At 68.7% G+C, this 16,545-nt stretch carries 14 protein-coding genes and 2 pseudogenes; 12 read left to right on the top strand and 4 right to left on the bottom strand.

The features are described from left to right. Positions 1 to 265 precede the first annotated feature (265 nt). Positions 266 to 595: a hypothetical protein gene (locus ACFYX3_RS29250; RefSeq protein ID WP_389019428.1), complete on the bottom strand. Its 330-nt coding sequence runs from the start codon at positions 593 to 595 to the stop codon at positions 266 to 268. 332 nt (positions 596 to 927) lie between these two features. Between ACFYX3_RS29250 and ACFYX3_RS29245 the strand changes: the two genes are divergently transcribed. The 4 genes and pseudogenes from ACFYX3_RS29245 to ACFYX3_RS29230 all read left to right on the top strand — a co-directional run bounded on the left by ACFYX3_RS29245 (position 928) and on the right by ACFYX3_RS29230 (position 5,064). Next, positions 928 to 2,286, top strand: coding sequence for a chloride channel protein (locus ACFYX3_RS29245; protein WP_389019425.1), 1,359 nt, complete (start codon positions 928 to 930; stop codon positions 2,284 to 2,286). A gap of 727 nt (positions 2,287 to 3,013) precedes the next feature. Then, positions 3,014 to 3,439, top strand: coding sequence for a hypothetical protein (locus tag ACFYX3_RS29240; protein WP_389019386.1), 426 nt, complete (start codon positions 3,014 to 3,016; stop codon positions 3,437 to 3,439). Positions 3,440 to 3,893: 454 nt separating this feature from the next. Beyond that, positions 3,894 to 4,257, top strand: a pseudogene (locus ACFYX3_RS29235) (transposase); the annotation flags it as partial. Between the two features lie 282 nt (positions 4,258 to 4,539). Further along, positions 4,540 to 5,064 (top strand): potassium channel family protein, encoded by a 525-nt coding sequence (locus ACFYX3_RS29230; protein ID WP_389019422.1) that lies wholly within the window; start codon positions 4,540 to 4,542, stop codon positions 5,062 to 5,064. A gap of 661 nt (positions 5,065 to 5,725) precedes the next feature. Here ACFYX3_RS29230 and ACFYX3_RS29225 read toward each other — a convergent pair. Continuing rightward, positions 5,726 to 6,748: an esterase/lipase family protein gene (locus ACFYX3_RS29225; RefSeq protein ID WP_389019419.1), complete on the bottom strand. Its 1,023-nt coding sequence runs from the start codon at positions 6,746 to 6,748 to the stop codon at positions 5,726 to 5,728. A 1,179-nt stretch (positions 6,749 to 7,927) separates the two neighbouring features. Between ACFYX3_RS29225 and ACFYX3_RS29220 the strand changes: the two genes are divergently transcribed. After that, entirely contained in the window at positions 7,928 to 8,953 is a 1,026-nt protein-coding gene (locus tag ACFYX3_RS29220; RefSeq protein ID WP_389019416.1) for a hypothetical protein, read from the top strand. 174 nt (positions 8,954 to 9,127) lie between these two features. On the opposite strand, the pseudogene ACFYX3_RS29215 reads toward ACFYX3_RS29220, so the two are convergent. Next, a pseudogene (locus ACFYX3_RS29215) lies at positions 9,128 to 9,403 on the bottom strand (SpoIIE family protein phosphatase); the annotation flags it as partial. Between the two features lie 275 nt (positions 9,404 to 9,678). On the opposite strand from ACFYX3_RS29215, the gene ACFYX3_RS29210 reads away from it, so the two are divergent. The 7 genes from ACFYX3_RS29210 to ACFYX3_RS29180 all read left to right on the top strand — a co-directional run bounded on the left by ACFYX3_RS29210 (position 9,679) and on the right by ACFYX3_RS29180 (position 14,724). Further along, positions 9,679 to 10,623: a hypothetical protein gene (locus tag ACFYX3_RS29210; protein ID WP_389019413.1), complete on the top strand. Its 945-nt coding sequence runs from the start codon at positions 9,679 to 9,681 to the stop codon at positions 10,621 to 10,623. A 134-nt stretch (positions 10,624 to 10,757) separates the two neighbouring features. Further along, positions 10,758 to 11,042: a hypothetical protein gene (locus ACFYX3_RS29205; RefSeq protein ID WP_389019410.1), complete on the top strand. Its 285-nt coding sequence runs from the start codon at positions 10,758 to 10,760 to the stop codon at positions 11,040 to 11,042. Positions 11,043 to 11,865: 823 nt separating this feature from the next. Further along, positions 11,866 to 12,141: an isoamylase early set domain-containing protein gene (locus tag ACFYX3_RS29200; protein ID WP_389019407.1), complete on the top strand. Its 276-nt coding sequence runs from the start codon at positions 11,866 to 11,868 to the stop codon at positions 12,139 to 12,141. 75 nt (positions 12,142 to 12,216) lie between these two features. Continuing rightward, positions 12,217 to 12,612: a hypothetical protein gene (locus ACFYX3_RS29195; RefSeq protein WP_389019404.1), complete on the top strand. Its 396-nt coding sequence runs from the start codon at positions 12,217 to 12,219 to the stop codon at positions 12,610 to 12,612. Between the two features lie 21 nt (positions 12,613 to 12,633). Further along, complete coding sequence (locus ACFYX3_RS29190; RefSeq protein ID WP_389019401.1) at positions 12,634 to 12,969, top strand: hypothetical protein; 336 nt, start codon at positions 12,634 to 12,636, stop codon at positions 12,967 to 12,969. Between the two features lie 168 nt (positions 12,970 to 13,137). After that, positions 13,138 to 13,536, top strand: a complete 399-nt coding sequence (locus ACFYX3_RS29185) for a PLDc N-terminal domain-containing protein (protein ID WP_389019398.1) — start codon at positions 13,138 to 13,140, stop codon at positions 13,534 to 13,536. Between the two features lie 741 nt (positions 13,537 to 14,277). Continuing rightward, positions 14,278 to 14,724 (top strand): DUF6325 family protein, encoded by a 447-nt coding sequence (locus ACFYX3_RS29180; RefSeq protein ID WP_389019395.1) that lies wholly within the window; start codon positions 14,278 to 14,280, stop codon positions 14,722 to 14,724. 397 nt (positions 14,725 to 15,121) lie between these two features. Here the strand turns inward: ACFYX3_RS29180 and ACFYX3_RS29175 are convergent, their stop codons facing one another. Continuing rightward, positions 15,122 to 16,093, bottom strand: coding sequence for a formylglycine-generating enzyme family protein (locus ACFYX3_RS29175; protein WP_389019392.1), 972 nt, complete (start codon positions 16,091 to 16,093; stop codon positions 15,122 to 15,124). Positions 16,094 to 16,545: the final 452 nt, after the last annotated feature.

Here is a 16,545-nt window from a genome sequence, read left to right as displayed (position 1 = left end):
ACAAGCCCACCCCGATACCGCAACGCCCCTGCCCGGGCCGCCGAGCCAACAGACTGCGTTTCAGGACACGCGGGGGTGGTTCGGCGCGCCACCTGCGTGGAAGCCGGATCCAGGGGGCCCGCCGCATGACACCTTCCCGCGGGCGCTGCGCAGGCGGGTCACCGGCACAGCTCTTCGGCAGTCCGCTCCCGGGTCTCCGCCGCCACAAGACGTCTCCGGCGGCGGAGACCTTGACTCACACGCCGTGACGGGCGCCCCGACACGGTCAGGAGTACCAGTCGGCCTCCGCCGGCCGCGCCCGCCGGGGCACCTCCCGGGCAGGCATGGGCCCGCGTTCGCCACCCACGAGCAGGGTGCTTGCCGGATCACCGCCGAGAGCGCCAGGGAGCGTCACTTCGACCTCGATGCCGCGAGGGGGGTCGGTGGGCAGGATCGTGGTCATCACCGTCGTCTGCGCATGGTGGCCATGGGCGCGGGCGGCGGCGACCTGCTTCCCGTCCACGAGGAGCTCCAGTTCCCGCGTTCGCCCCATCCGCAGGTCCACGGTGACCGAGCAGCCGGCGTACTCGCAATGAAAGTGATACTCCCGGCTCATGATCGCCTCCCTGAAGCACCTGGCAACCCCTCCTCTCCATCGTGGCACCAGGTGAGGGCCGCGTCAGCCCCGGATCCCGCTCCCGCGGTCGTCACCGTGACCCTCACCCGCTACTCCACCGACCGCACCACCGGCGTACGAGAAGGGGTGCAGGACCGATCGAGTGAACCGCCCAGACGGACGGGTGGTCCGCCTGAATGACGATCCCTCCACGGCCGCACAGCGGCCATGGAGGCTCCCAGCGCCGGGCCACCCCACGTGGTATGACGTCAGGGTGGCGACGGTGGACCGCCGCGGTCCCGACGGACGTCGATGCCGAGGAGTTGATGCCCATGTCGGCCGAGAGTTCCGTCGATGCACCGCAGGGGACGCCGCCGGACCCCTTCGCCCTGGTCAGGAATCGCGGCTACATCGGGCTTCTGGTCATGGCGGCGGTGCTCGGAGTGCCGATCTCCGCAGCCGCGTACGGCTTCCTCGCTCTGGTCAACGAGCTCCAGCCGTGGACCTACACCGACCTGCCCAAGGCGCTGGGCTTCCAGGAAACCCCTCCCTGGTGGCCCCTGCCGCTGCTCGGTGTCGCAGGCCTGCTGGTCGGAGCGACCATCCGTTACCTTCCGGGAATCGGCGGCCACAAGCCCGCCGAGGGGCTGTCGACGGCAGGTGCACCGAAACCGCGCGAACTTCCCGGCATCTTCGTCGCCGCCGTCGCCACGCTGGCCCTCGGTGCCGTCCTCGGTCCCGAGGCACCTCTCATCGCCCTCGGCAGCGGCACGGCCATCTGGCTCGTACGCCTGCTCAAGCGGGACCTGCCGGAGCGGGCCGGGGCCGTGGTCGGCGCCGCCGGAAGCTTCGCCGCGGTCAGCACCCTGCTCGGGTCGCCCATCACCGGGGCGTTCCTCCTCATGGAGGCATCGGGAATCGGCGGGCCGATGCTCGGGGTCGTACTGGTACCGGGCCTGCTCGCCGCCGGCATCGGCTCGCTCGTCTTCATCGGCCTGGACAGCTGGACCGGTCTCGGCACGTACTCCCTGGCGCTACCGGAGGTCCCGCACGCCAACACGCCCGATGTCGCCGAGTTCGGCTGGGCCATCGTCATCGGACTCGCGGCGGCCCTCCTCGGCACGGGCCTCCGACGACTCGCCCTGCTGCTTCAACCGCGAGTCGAACGGCGCCTGATCCCCGCCACCGTGCTGATGGGTCTGGTGATCGCCGGGCTCGCCATCGCCTACGCCGAAGGCACCGGAAAGGGCGCGACCGAGGTGCTGTACTCGGGGCAGACCGCCCTGGGCCCGCTGCTCGCGAACAGCGCCGACTACACCGTCGGCACCTTGACGCTCCTCGTCGCCTGCAAGGGGCTTGCGTACTGCGCCTCACTGAGCGCCTTCCGAGGCGGCCCGATCTTCCCGGCGATGTTCCTGGGGGCGGCGGGCGGGATCGCGATGTCCCACCTTCCGGGGCTGGATCTCACCCCCGCGTTCGCGATGGGGATCGGAGGCATGTCGGTGGCCATGCTCAGGCTCCCGCTGACCTCGGTGCTGCTGGCCACCCTGCTGCTGGGGTCGCAGGGACTCACCGTCATGCCGCTCGTGATCGTCACGGTGGTGGTCACCTATGTGGTGGTGATCAGGCTCAGCCCGGATCCGACCGACAGGCTCAAGACCGAGGCACGGAAAGACCCCACGCAGGCATGACGGGCCGGCAAGCAGGCCTCAACCGCTGGAACGATGAGGGCACCCAGGATGGGGTGCACTCGGCTCCCGGCCTCTGCCGGCCGTGTTCTGGCTCCTTCGGGAACCTTGCCCCCGAGCCGGGCGACCTGGCCGGAGAGCCTCCGCTTCCGGGCTTCCACGACCGGGACCGAGCGGTGCGCCGAGGGACTGACAGGCCCGGCAGGCCAGTGGTTGCGGGCACCGGGCCGAGATCGCCAAACTGCCACAACATCAGATCCCGGTGCCGGCTCGCGGCCTGACCCGATGCGCCAAGTGGCTCTGGGGTCAATGATGACCACGAGCGGGACTACCAACCCCGTTGAGCAGCCATGTGTGCGGGCCCCGGCGTGATCACTGTTCCGCCTCATCGATTTCCCGATGCCGCTTGTCAAGCCGTCCGAGCGTGCGTGGTTGTGTCCGCAGCGGCGCGTCGGTGGCTGAGCACTGGCGTCGCGTAGCTCTTGGGCCATCTGAAGGTCTCGCGTACCGCTCTGACGGCCTGACAGAAAACGCCATAACTCTGGCCGCGCCACCGGCAGAGGCCGTGCCCGTCCGAAACCCTCCGCCGCAGACACCTCCGGGCAGACCCAAGCGGCACGGGCAGGGCAGTCCGGAGGTGCCACCCGGCTTCCGCCGTGGCAGCCTGGGTATGGAGTCTCCGACCAGGTCGCCCGATCCGGCGACGAGGTCTTCTCGAAGGAGCCCGAACATGGCCGGCAACGTCAGCGGAGCGCGTGGCCAGACTTCCCCAAGACGGTTCGCAACCGGCTGGACCTTCTTCGCCGCAGTTCTGATGATCTTCGGCGGCGCCATGGCGATATTCCAGGGAATCGCCGCCATCGCCAAGGACGACCTGATCGTCGTCACCCGCAACTACGCCTTCAAGATGAACACCACCGGCTGGGGCTGGATCCACCTCATCCTGGGCATCCTCATCGTCCTGGCAGGTATAGCCCTCTTCAGCGGCGCCTTGTGGGCGCGCATCATCGGCATCGCCCTCGCCGGGCTCGGCATGATCGCCAACTTCCTGTGGCTGCCCTACTACCCGTTCTGGGCCATCGTCCTGATCGCCATCGACGCCTTCGTCATCTGGGCACTGTGCGCCGGAACGACCAGAACAGCCGAGCAGGACTGATCCGCCGCCGCCGGCCCGCTACGCGCGAGACCGGCGGCGCAGCACTGACCGCGAGCGCGCCTCCTTCAAAGAACCCGGCTCCCCCGGCCGGCTGCACGAGGAGTTCCTGCAACGCCTCGACGACGCCGGCCTGCTCGACCTGGCCCGCGCGGTCCTCGTCTCCGCCCACGTGAGGGCGAAAGAGGGGGCGAACTTACAGGTCGACCGCACCGTCGCACAGCCCAGCGCTCCATGGCCACGAACAACGCCGAAAGCTGACTGACGGCGATCACGGGATCGGCCCACCACTGCCCGAGCGGCCACAGGACAGTCGTGCTCCGCGTAGCAGGGCAACAGCCTGGCTTGGCCCGTCCGCTCGCCCGCAACCAAGCCCAGCCGGTCCTCCCGAATCTGACAGTCACCGGGACTGACGCCCAGCTAGAAGCTGATCGAGGCTCGGCGATCGCATTCGGATTTCCTGATCAAGCTCGACGGCGAGGTTCCACCCGAGCTCGACGTGCCATGATCCTGGACAACTACATCACCCACAACGTGCCTGTCATCAAGAAGTGGCTGGCCGGCCACCCGCGCTTCCACCTGCACTTCACGCCGACCGGTTCGTCGTGGCTGAACCTGGTCGAGCGGTGGTTCGCCGAGCTCATGCAGAAGAAGCTAAAGCGCGGAGTCCACCGCTCAGTCCCAGCGCTCGAACACGATATCCGGGCCTGGCTCTCCGACTGGAACGAACACCCACGACCCTTCGTCTGGACGAAGACCGCCGACGAGCTCCTCGACAGAATCACCGTTACTGGCGAGGAATCTCCGACTCAGGTCACTAGCGCGTCCTGGTGCGGCACGCTTGGACCGGGACGAGATCGAACTCCTCGCCCAGGACACACTCGGCCGCCAGTGTCGGCTGTTCCGCGTGTTGATCTTGCCGTCGTGACGGAGTGCCAGAGGCGCGGAGCGGAAATTACCTGCATCCTGGCTTCTATGCGGATTGAAGAGGTGCTGCATCGGGCTCAGGGCTGACGGACGTCGGTATGAGAAGGCTGCCCGGGCCGGAGGAACTTTCCACACGGAAGAGACGCCTGCTCCTTCTGCGTGCTCTGCTGCGACCGTTGCTGACCGCCTCCGGTCTGGTGGCGGCGTACTACCTGCTGCCGCTGGACAAGCCCTTCGACGCCGCCACGGCGGTAGGCCTTGTCCTCGGGCTGCTCCTGGTGTCTGCCCTCATCGCCTGGCAGACCCGTTCGATCATCCACTCTCCGTACCCCCGGCTCAAAGCCATTGAGGCCCTCGCGACGACCCTCCCGTTCTTCATTCTGCTGTTCGCGACGGCCTATTTCCTCATGGCGAGGAGCCAATCCGGATCGTTCACGGAGTCCCTGAGTCGAACGGATGCCGTCTACTTCACGGTCACCGTGTTCTCCACTGTGGGCTTCGGCGACATCACGCCCAAAAGCGAGGGGGCCAGGGTCGCTGTACTCCTGCAGATGCTGGGAAACCTGACCCTCCTCGGCGTCGCCGCACGCGTCATCCTTGGCGCCGTAGATGTGGGGCTCGGTCGGCGCGAGCAGCCCGCCCTCACTCCTCGAACGGCCCCGTCTGGCGACGACGGAGGCGCCGATGAGGGCACCCCCTAGCCGAAATCGCCTGGGCGGCGCGGCGGTGGCGCCTCCCATGTGGGTCCCTGGTCTGTGGCAGATGAGCCTCACCCCCGCCCCCGTGGGCGGCCATCTGCGGCCATGTCGCGCGGCATGCCTCGGTTGGGCAGGGGCGTCGGCACCCGAGCACGGGGGCGATGCAGTCGTCCTCCGGCTGGCCGGGGACGTCATGAGAGGCCCGTAACCGGCTGGGGCTCGGTTCGCGTGGCGGGTGGCCACCGAAGTTCGACAAGGATGATTACAAGTAGCGGCACGCGGTCGAGTGCGGGATCAACCCACTCAAGCGCCTACCGGGCCGTCGCCACGAGGTACGAGGTACGAGGTACGAGGTACGAGGTACGAGGTACGAGGTACGAGGTACGAGGTACGACAAGCTTGCCGTCCGCTGCGACGCGACCGTGCTGGTCGCAGCCATCAACGAATGGCTGTGACCAGCACCTCAACAACAGGCCGTAGGCCGCAGCACGGACGGACGACCTCGCCCTTGTTGTGCTGAAGGGCGAGGCCGTCGTCGGGGGCGTGTCAGCCGCTGGCGTTCGGCAGTGCCGTCATGGCCGGAAGCCGTACTCGCCGAAGGCGTCCTTGGCCGGTGGTTACATTTCCTGGAGCCGGGCCAGGATCCACTTGCCAAGCTCCGGGGTCATGACGGTGTGGCCTTCGTTGGTGGTGGCGCAGAGGAAGTCGTGGAGCTCGCTCCGCTCGAGGTCGACCTTGGAGTAGAGGGCGGTGTGGTCGTCGATGTCGGCCGACGCCACGGCGCTGATGGTGGGGACGAAGGTGGAGGCGTTGTGGGTGAGCTCCGCCGACTGCTCGTTGACCATCCGGGCCAGCACTGCAGCCATGCCGAAGTTGGCGGCGTCTTCCAGGAGAGGTGCCTTGGGGAGAGGCCGCCGGGAGCGCCGTCGAGTTCGGGGAAGCCGGTGGTGTTGATCGAGACCGTGGCTTGGCTCCCCTCCGCCAATTGGGCGACGGTCTGCTGTCCCTGCCCCTGGGTGCGGAGCTTGGCGTTCGCCTTCGGTCCGTGGGCGGCCATCGCGGTGTCGTCGGCGGGGATGTTGTTTCCGACGCCGGTGCCCGTTCCGTTGGCCACACCGAGGAGGCGGGGGCGCATGGGCCAGTCGCCCACCCGCTGGAGTGCTTCCAGGAAGTCGGTTCGTGCCTGGTCCTGGCCGGCGGCGACGTCGAGGGTGACCTCGGTGCCGGTCTCGACGTGCCAGCGCAGCATCTGGCGTGCGGCCGAGCTGTTGACCAGGTCGGAGTAGAGGCTGAGGAGCGGGTCGGTGTTGCCCCAGTGTTCCTTCACGAAGTGGGCGAATGCCTGGACTCCGAGAGGCAGCCAAGCGCCGCGGTGCGGGGTGTCGTAGGAGAGGTAGGTGGCGGTCTGGTGGTCTTCCCTCTGCCTTTCCATCTTGGCCAGGGCGTAGCGGGTGACCATTCCTCCCATGCTGAAGCCGCCGACCGTCAGCATGGCGTCGCCTTCGCGGTCGGCGACCGTTCTGCGGATGCACTCGATCGCGACATCGGCGTTGTCGAGGATGGACGCGGACCGGTCGTTGAAGCCCAGGAGGACGACGTCGAAGCCGTTCTCACGCAGCGTGGAGATGAACGGGTAGTCCCCGTTCTCCAGGCCGTCGTACAGCACGTGGCCGTTGCTTCCTCCCATGGCGAAGCCGTCGGCGAGGATCACCGGCCGCCTGACGGCCGTCCGGTCGGATGAACTGTAGAAGACCCAGGCGGTCCCGTTGCGGAGCTCCCACTCGGTGTCCCAGGGGTTCGTTTCCGCGGCTGCGGGCTGAGATCCCGGAAGGGGGCCCAGATGCTGACAACAGGCTTGGACATGCTTCGACGACTCCTTGGTGTCACGGCCGGTCATTCCGAACACGGTCATCGTCGCGACATGATCGCCCAAGCCGCGCCACAATCCAGCAGCATCACTCTTTCGTGGATGACACGGCTCTTGGCTGTGACCAGCACTTTCACAACAGGCCCTCGGCGCGACCGCGGCGAGAGCGACCCCGGGTACCGCCGCCACCAACGGGGTGCCGCCGGTCTTGAGTCCTTCGTCCGGCTCGTGCCCGCCCCTGCCCGGCCGGTAGCGGATGGCGAGGGCGGCCCCGCACGCCGGGCACGGCGAGCACGGGCACGGCCCACCAGTTCGGTGTTCCGCTGAAGTCGAGGCCCTTGGGCAGGTCGTCGTCATGCGGCCGAGAGCCATGCGCCACGCTTCACCCTTCCGATTGGTCGTAGCGAAGTCCGTTGTGGGCGGGCCATGCGGAGACGAGGGCCCGGATGGCAGGCCGCACGAACCACCCGTACGCCGACTCCCGGTGGTGCGCGCGGCACGGGGCGCTTCTCCTGGAAGGACACGCGGCGGCCGCTGGCCACCATCCGAGGAGGAAGCGATGGCGTCGACCCCACCGGAGCCTGGCCCCAGCGAAGCTGCTGGAGGCGAGTCCGGCCACCGAGGCCCGCCCGAGCAACCCCCAGGGTCGTCGCCCGCCGGCAGGCCCGCGCCCCCCACCCCGGCCCGGTCGCCCCGCCTCGGCGGGTGGTGAAGCCGACGATGTAGCCCAGCTGCAGGCGCGGATCGCAGCCTTGGAGGCCGCGCAGCACAAGAAGGAACACCATCGGTGGCGGACCTCCGGCGCCGTGGTCCTCATCGTGATCGCCTCGCTGCTCTCCCTGCTGTCCGTCCTGGCGGTCTGGACGGCGACCTTCGTCGGCAACACCGACCGGTATGTCCAGACCGTTGCTCCGCTCGCCACCGAGCCGGACATCCAGAATGCCGTCACCAACCGCGTGACCCAGGTAGTCCTGGAGCAGATCGACGTGGACGGCCCTGGTGAAACAGCTCTCCGATGCCGCCGCCCAGCAAGGTGTGCCGCAGAACGCCGCCAGCCTCATCAACAACCTCAGCGGCCCGATCAAGAGCGGACTGACCCAGCTGGTCAGCTCCACGGTGAACAAGGTGGTCACCAGCAGCGCCTTCGAGACGGTCTGGGTCGACGCCAACCGGGCCGTGCACAGCGCTCTCGACAAGGCCCTCACAGGCCAGGGCGGCAGTGCGATCAAACTGGAGAACAACCAGGTCGTCATCGACCTCGGGCCCATCGTCGCCAAGGTGAAGGACGAGCTCGTCGCCGCCGGGCTCGGGCCTGCGGCGAAGATCCCGGATGTGCACACCAACTTCGTGGTGTTCGCGTCGAAGGACGTCGGCAAGGTCAAGACGTACTTCCGGCTGCTGGAGATCATGGGCACCTGGCTGCCGATCGTCACCGTGCTGGTAGCCGCCGGCGGCGTCCTCCTCGCGGTCAACCGCCGCCGGGCACTGGTTGGCGCCGCCGTCGGCGTGGCGCTCGCCGTGCTCCTGCTCGGGGTCATCCTCACGGTCTTCCGCGAGTTCTACCTCGACCACCTGCCACCGGGTGCCAATCAGGCAGCCGCCCAGACGATCTACGACACCCTGATCCGGTTCATGCGCGCCACCATCCGCGCCGTCGGCGCGGTGGCCGTGGTCACCGCGATCGGCGCCTTCCTGATCGGCCCCTCCCGGCCCGCGGTCGCCGCGCGGACCATCTGCCACCGCATCATCGCCTCGGTACGCGACGCCCTGTACTCGCTGGGCATGAAGCTCGGCCCTGTCGGCCCGTTCGTCCACCGCTGGAAGCGGTGGATCGGCGTGGTCATCCTGCTGATCGCCGCCGTGGTCCTGGCGACCTGGAGCTACCCGACCTGGGGAGTGGTGCTGTGGATCACCTTCGCCGTCGCGGTCGGCTTCGCTCTGAGGGAATTCCTCGACACGGGCCCCGAAGGCGACCGTCCCAACCGACTCAGCGATGCCGGTGGGCTACCGCCAGCCGCCACCTGAGCATCCCGCGGCGGGCCCCAGCCCCCGCCCCTTCCGACCACCGGATCTCGGGCCCGGGCCCCGGTCCCAAACCGCTGACGCACCGTCGCCCCGGCTCCCGTACACGGACCGGGCTCAACCCCACGCACTCCGCACGGCCCGGCAGAGGCCTCTCGTAGCGAGGACCAGGAGGACTCAGAGCCGGATTCCGATCAGAGCGGTGTCGTCGGTGGCGCCGCCGGCAGGAAACAGATCCAGCAGCAGCGCGTCCGCGAACATCCCGGGTTCGGCCTCACGATGGCGAATAAGGGCTGCGGTGAGACGGGCGAGGCTTGTGTCGCTGTCCTCGCGTCGGCGTTCCACCAGACCGTCCGTGTACGGCACCAGCGTGTTGCCGTTCGCGAACGCCGTCGTCGCCTGCGGCCTGCGGAGATGCTCCGGCTGGGCTCCCAACGGCGGATCGGTGGCCCGTCGAGTGCAGTCGGCGGCAGCCGACCCGCCCGCTCAGCCCGGTGTTGGGCGGGTGGTCCGCGCCCTGACCCCAGGATTCGAATCGGGACGGCGCATCGTGAGCAGCCTTCCCGGACCGGCCGAGACCGCTCCCTTCAGCGTCCAGTCACGAGACGAACAACTCCTCGGGACACACCGATGAAGCGGATCTCCTTTCCCCCGCCCGGGTGGCGGCGCATGTCGTGCGCAACGCGGCAAACGAGTCGTCACTCCGGCTGGCGGGCCACGATGAGAGGGTGACCCTCGTGGAGGAACCTCCTGCCGACGCCCCGGAGTCCGCACTGACCCGTTTTGTGCTGCGGGCAGCCCTGGCCGACCCGGCCCACCTGCCCGAACTCCTCGCCAACTTCGCCGTCCACCACCTCGGACGGCGCGCCGCCGTCTCGGTCGCCCGCGCCCGCGACACCCACCCGGAGGCCGGTGAGGCCGAGCTGCGCGCCATGGTGATCACACGGGGCCGGCGGGTCAGCCAGAGCGAGGGCGCCTTCGTGGGCGGTCCGCTGATCGTGCTCGCCCCGTTCGCGTTCTGCACGGCTCTGCTCACCCAGAGCCGGATGATGCTGGAGCTGGCGGCGGTGGCCGGGCGGGAGGCGACCGACCCGGCCCGGGCGGCCGAGCTGCTGGTGATTCAGGGCGTGTATCCGGACGAGGAGCGGGCCGCTGCGGCGCTGGAGGCCGCCGCGACGGCGCGACCCGATGCCCCTCCCGGTCGTGCCGCTGCGCTTCGGACCGTGGTGAAGCGGATGGCGTACCTGCTCGGCGTCGTCACCCCCGACCAGCGGCCGGTGTCGACGGCCGTCCGCGTTTGGCGGTGGGTGCTGGTCGTGGCGGTGGTGCTCATCGGCCTCGTCGCCCCGCTGGTCTGGCTGCCCTACCTCGGCTACTCCTACCATCGCGCGACCCAGGAACTCGGCGAGCGGGCCTCCCGGTACTACCTGGGCGAGGCCGCCTCGCCTTCCGACGACACCGCTCGGGCCCAGCCCGCGCTCGTGGGAGGCATCCTCAACGTGCTGCTCTCGCTGGTGGTGCCGATCGGCGCGGTGGTGCTCCTGGTCATCGCCGACGTGCGGCTCGCGGGCAGCCAGTATCCGGCGATCGCGATCACGCTGATCATCCTGTCGACGGTGGCGGGCGTGGCCTGGTACCTGCGTCGCCGGCACCGTCGCCGTTCGGATGCCTGACTGTCGGGTCCGTGCCCCGAGGTGACAGCCTCGACGAACCCTCCATCGCTGTCTCGGTGCACACCCGATCGCGTACGGCGTATTGAATCCTTGGCCCGGATGCGAGGTGGTTCCCACCGTTGGATGGTGGAGTCATGAGACAGAACCATCACCAGCCCCATCGGAGAATCGAGATCGACACCCGGCTCGTCACGATCGGTGCCGTGCTCACCGCGGCCGGTGCCGTAGTGGCATGCACCGGCATGGCCATCGGGGCTTTCGCCGTGTTCACGGCCGGTCGGCGCGTGATCCACGACATGGACATGCCCACTGCCCAGCAGGCGGCCGCGAAGTGGCTACAGGCCAAGGAGGCATCCCGAGCAGGCATTCGGGCATGGCAGTCCGCGTCCGACGCCCAGAACGGGTCGCTTGCCCGCTAGATGATCGATTCCAAGGGATCGGTTGCGCGCACCAGGGGAGGGAGACCAACGTCATTGTGTGAAGAGGTGCACCTGGTCATCGCCGACGTGCGGCCGATCCCGAGAGGATCGCGGACGCTCTGCTGCTCGGCCTGCCCCCCACCGGCGACGCCACCGACGGCACTGCCCTGATCGTCGTCCGGCTCTGAGGCGCTGGCCGGCGCGAAAGCAACCCTCCCGAATCCCCCGTCAGGACGTGCGGTGCGGGACGGTGTGGGGTCGCGACCGCGTGTAGGACCTCCAGGCGGCCCACCGACAACGCTCGGTCGGGTGAGCCTGCTGCTGTCCGGGCCTCATGTCGAGGAATTACCTGAGAGCGAAGCCCACCGCGGCGGCGAAGGTGATCCACGGCACCACCCCAGGTCGAGTAGTACCAGGCCGCCAGGACCAGCGTTGCGATCAACAGGACGACCACGCCGATCCACCGCTTCAGCGGTGGACGAACAGACCGGCAGGGCTGAGCTTCATGCCCAGCGACATCAGGAAGACGCCGACCACGGTGACCACGACCACTGCGCCGTCTGCGCGGTTGGTGGCGCGCTTGCGCTGCCCAGGCCGCTGGCCCGCTTCTACTCCACAAGGCCCTTGCCCAGCGCCTGACGCTTGTCCTGCGTACCACTGGCTCACCCCGACATAGGGCGCCACAGAACGCACGATTTCCGTTTGGTGAGCGTGGCAGGAGGGTGGTCTGCGGCTCGGGCGGATGCGTCGGAGTGCCGCCCGCGGCCCCAGTGCCGAAAATGAAGGCGATCCCACTCGCCCGCGCCGTCAGGAGCAGAGCCCCGTGCTGGAACGCAAGCTGCGCAAGGACCGCACCGAGATCACCTTCGTCCTTCCTGTCGACTCCCCGCCCGGACCGGTCAGCGTGGTGGGCGACTTCAACGACTGGCAGCCCGGTGTCCACACCCTGCGCCCGCGCAAGGACGGTAAACGTGCCGTCACGGTCAAACTGTCGCCCAAGAGCACGCACTCCTTCCGGTACCTGGCCGCAGGGGACTACTGGTTCAACGACGAGGCTGCCGGCGATCAGGACGGCGCCAACAGTCGCCTGCACACCTGATCGGACCAACAGGCGTGACGCAGTCCCTCCCTCCGGCTCCTGGCCGACATCGCCCTGCGCGCGCTGTCCCCCGCCGTGAACGACCCCGCCACGGCGGTGCAAGCCCTGGACACTCCGGAGGGCGTGCTCAACCCTTCCCCCGCCGGTGACATCGGTCGGCTGCACGTCCACGACGGCGCCGGAACTGCGTGTGGTGGGACAGCTGCCGGGCTGAGAGGACTTCCTTCACACAGGCATCGACGACGTCATCGGCTCTGCTCTCGGCTCCCCCATGGTTCTACTCGGCTCCGGAAACTGCGCCAGGACCTGAGGCACCAGGCACGACCTGGCCTGCTCGACCGGCGCCTGACCGGGGTAGAAGGGGAACTGGCCGCCCACTTCCCACCGGACCCTCACCCAGGACTGGTGAGGCGCCCGAGCGCGCCGCCACGCACAATAGGAACAGGGCAAAGCATGGCCCAACCGGGGTGACCTGGAAAGAAGGCACTGCTCATGTCCGAGATCCGCGGGATGGGACGACTGACCGAGAGCAGCCTGGTCAATGTCAAGAACGTGTCGTTCGCCTTCACCGCCGAAATCGCCTCCACCGACCGCCCCGTCGAGGACGTCATGCTCGCCCAGGGCGGCAGCTTCGACGGCCGTAGCCTCTACCCCAAACACGGCCGGGCGAAGTTCGCGTACAACCTATGCACCTGGAGATCTCACGGGTCGAGGCCGATCGGCCGCTGCCATCTGGGACACGACAGGTCCGCATGGAATTCACCTAGGACGGCGGCCTCGGTAATGGCAGCACCGTCTCGCTGTACTACGACGGCGACAGCGTGGTGAGGGACGTGTCGAGCACACGCTGCCCTTCCTCTCCGCCAGCGACATCCACTGGGTCAAGATCGGCACGGGACCGAGCGACGCGGACCACTACACCGGCCCCGAAGACCGCATCCGCATCGCCATGGGCCGTCAGCGGACCCATCACGTCACTGCCCAGGAGGAACGATCATGGACTATCCGCTGCTGAACGTGTTCTGGACCATCATGTGGGTCTTCCTGTGGGTCATGTGGTTCATGTTGCTCTTCCGCATCATCGGCGACATATTCAGAGACGACTCGCTCAGCGGATGGGGCAAGTCCGGCTGGACGATCCTCGTCGTAATCCTGCCGTTCCTCGGCTGCTTCGTGTACCTCATCGCCCGGGGTAAGGGCATGGGCCAACGTGAGCTGGAACGGGCACGCAGAAACGATCAGGAGTTCCAGGAATACGTACGGGCGGCCGCCACCGAGAGCGGCGGGACGACCGGTCACGCCGAGGAGCTCGGCAAGCTCGCCGACCTCAAGAACCACGGCGACATCACGGCCGCGGAGTACGAGCGCGCAAAGGAGAAGGTGCTCGCCGGCTGACTGTGGGGGAAGAGGGCGCGCACCCATGGACGTGGGACGTGTCAAGTACGTCGTCGTCCCTCCCGCGAGAGCGAGCAAGCGCAGTGGGCTCCCGTTCGCCATCCCCCTGGGTCTGGCGGACTGCCTCAGGGCTCCGTAGACGAGTCAACACGCAGCGAGGCGGTATGGCCAGCGGTGATGCAGAGCGCCTCCTCACCGCACAGCCTTTCACTATGTGCGCGGCCGTGATCGCGCCAATGGTGGGGGCGGGCTGAGCGGCGTCGTCGGTACGGACGGGCGAACAGACGGCATCTGCCGCCTCCGGACTGGGACTTCGGCCAGGATGCGGGTGTAGCGCTACCGTGCGAGGCTGGCAATTGGTGGGTCGGCCGAGGGGCGCACGCCTACCACCGAAGACGGCTCCCGCTTCCTCTCGGCAGGGCCGATACGGCTTGTACCTCAATGACAGGCAGGCGGAACCACCTCACTCTGGGCATCCTCATCGCCCTCGCCAATGGTGCGTTGTACCGGTAGCGCGGGATCACGCCCGCGGGCTTGCCGTGATCGCCGACTTCCTCCGCTGGTCCTGCCACTACTTCGGGGCCACCGTGCTCATCCCTTTCGAATCTTCATCAACGTGCGCCCTCAGTGGTCGGCGGGGCCAGGAGGCAGGCAAGCCCAAGCGTGAGGTCTCAGTGCTGCCGGCAGCCGAAGAGGCCCTTGACCTCGAACGGGTATTCATCAAGAGAACGGAACGCAGACATGACGTCACCTGACACCGACGAACTGGGGCCGGTCGACTACGTCGTGGTCGAGTTCCCGCCGGCCACCTCGCATTTCACCGGCGAGATGGCCGAAGAGCTCGACAAGCTGGTCACCTCGGGGACCATCCGGGTCCTGGACCTGATCATCCTGACGAAGGGGGCAGACGGCGAGATCGACGTCATGGAGGTCGATGCCCCGGACAGCGTCGGCGAACTGCGCGCCGCGGAGGCGCAGCTGGCCGGCCTGCTCGCGGAAGAGGACGTGGTCAACCTGGCCACAGCCATGGAGCCCGGCACGACAGCCGGAGTGCTGGTCTGGGAGAACGTGTGGGCGGGGCCCTTCGCCTCCGCCGCCCGCCGCGCGGGAGGCCAGCTCATCGCCAACGGACGCATTCCGATCCAGGCCATCCTGGCCTCGATCGAAGCCGACGAAGAAGGAGAATGAGATGCCTCTCGGACCCATGCGCAGAGGACGACGCGGGGTCATCGACCGACCCGTCGTTCGCACAGCGGCTGTCGTGGGCACTGCGGCTGTCGTCGCCCACGGGGTCGGTCGCCGCAGTGACCGGCGTGAGGACCGCCGGGATGACCGGGAGGACCGCCGGGAGGACCGCCGGGACCGGCGCTGATCCGAGCCTGTGGCCGCGGTCGCCAGGTCGAACTGGGCTGGGGGCCGCGGGGGCGTCGTGCTCGACCGCGACGCCCGCCATCTGGTTGCGCTGCGGACCGTTCGGCCAGGGCGAGCGACCTGAGCACGCGCTGCTCTGCGTGCCGCAGTCTCCCACGGTGCAGGTCTGCCGACGCACGTGACCCGAGACCGCAGAGAGGGTCCTCCGTGCCGCTCATCCACCAGCCGGGCCTGCGCAGCGGAAGCCGATGTTGCCGGTGGAGGAGTCGGGCGTGTTGGGCATCCGGGCGGAGACCCGGTAGCGGCGGCAGTACGAGGCGTGGCAGAGGTAGGAGCCGCCGCGAAGGGCGCGCGCGGTGCCGGTCGGTGGGCCGGTCGGGTCCTCGCGGGGGCCGTTGGCGTGCCAGACGGGGTGGAACCAGTCGGCTGTCCACTCCCAGACGTTGCCGGTCATGTTGTGGAGGCCGTAGCCGTTCGGGGGGAAGGCGTCCACCGGGCAGGTGCCCAAGTAGCCGTCCTCAAGGGTGTTGTGGTCGGGGAAGGAGCCGTTCCACACGTTCATCCGGTGCCGGCCACCCGGACGGAGCTCCTCGCCCCACGGGAAGGGCTGCTGTTCCAGCCCGCCGCGGGCGGCGTACTCCCATTCGGCCTCGGTGGGCAGTCTTCGGCCGACCCAGGTGCAGTACGCGAACGCGTCGTTCCAGGAGACGTGCACCACCGGGTGCTCCGCGCGCCCGTCGAGGTCGGAGCCGGGGCCGTACGGGTGCCTCCAGTCGGCTCCGAGCACCTCGCGCCACCACGGAGCGGCGGCGACCGCCCGGGTGGGCGGGAAGTCGTCGGGCAGCAGGCCGCCGAAGACGAACGAGGCCCCGTAGCGCTCGGCGTCGGTGACATGGCCGGTGGCGGCCACGAACGAGGCGAAGCGGGCGTTGCTGACGCAGTGCGGATCGACGGCGAAAGGGCTGACCCGGACGCGCCGCACCGGACCCTCACCGTCCGCGGGGTAGGCGAGCGCGTCATCGCTGCCCATGCGGAACCAGCCACCGTCCAGCCGGATCGCCTGCGGGCCGGTGGATTTCGCGCCGGCACGCCCGGCCGGCGGTGCCGAGGGCACGGACGGCTCTGACTCGCCGGGCACGCCCATAGGGCGACCGGGGGTGCAGCAGGAGGGTGCGTCTCGCGTCATGTGTGCGGCCTCTCTGCTTCCTCGTGGCCGAAGGAAGGCTGACCGCAGCTTGCCGCACCTGGGGGAAGGCCGGCGAAACCGAATGGTGTGTCTCCGGGAGACTCGCTCGGGAGATGTAGCCGCAGGTGCGACACCCGTTGCAGTGCATCCCGATGGAGGGTGCCCGGCAGCCCGGCCGCAGAAGCCCCTGGAGCGCCATGAGCAGCCTGCCTTAGCCGACTCCGTCCGAACCCCCATGAGGCACCGGCACACGTCCCGTCCCAAAGGGCCGGACGGGTGCCTCACATGCGGGACGGATCGCGATGAGCACCCTCTCGGTCGGCTGATCACGCTCACCTGCATCCTCGTGCCGGCCTCCCTGCTCACCGTCTGGATGCACGACATCGTCCTCAACACCGACAGGTACGTCTCGTCCGTCGCCCCCCCTCATGACGAACCCGGATCGAGGCTGC

This window comes from Streptomyces sp. NPDC002463, assembly GCF_042889835.1.
GTDB classification, from domain to species: Bacteria; Actinomycetota; Actinomycetes; order Streptomycetales; family Streptomycetaceae; genus Streptomyces; species Streptomyces nymphaeiformis.
Note: the sequence above shows the minus strand (reverse complement) of the source record. Positions and strands in the feature narration are given on the sequence as shown.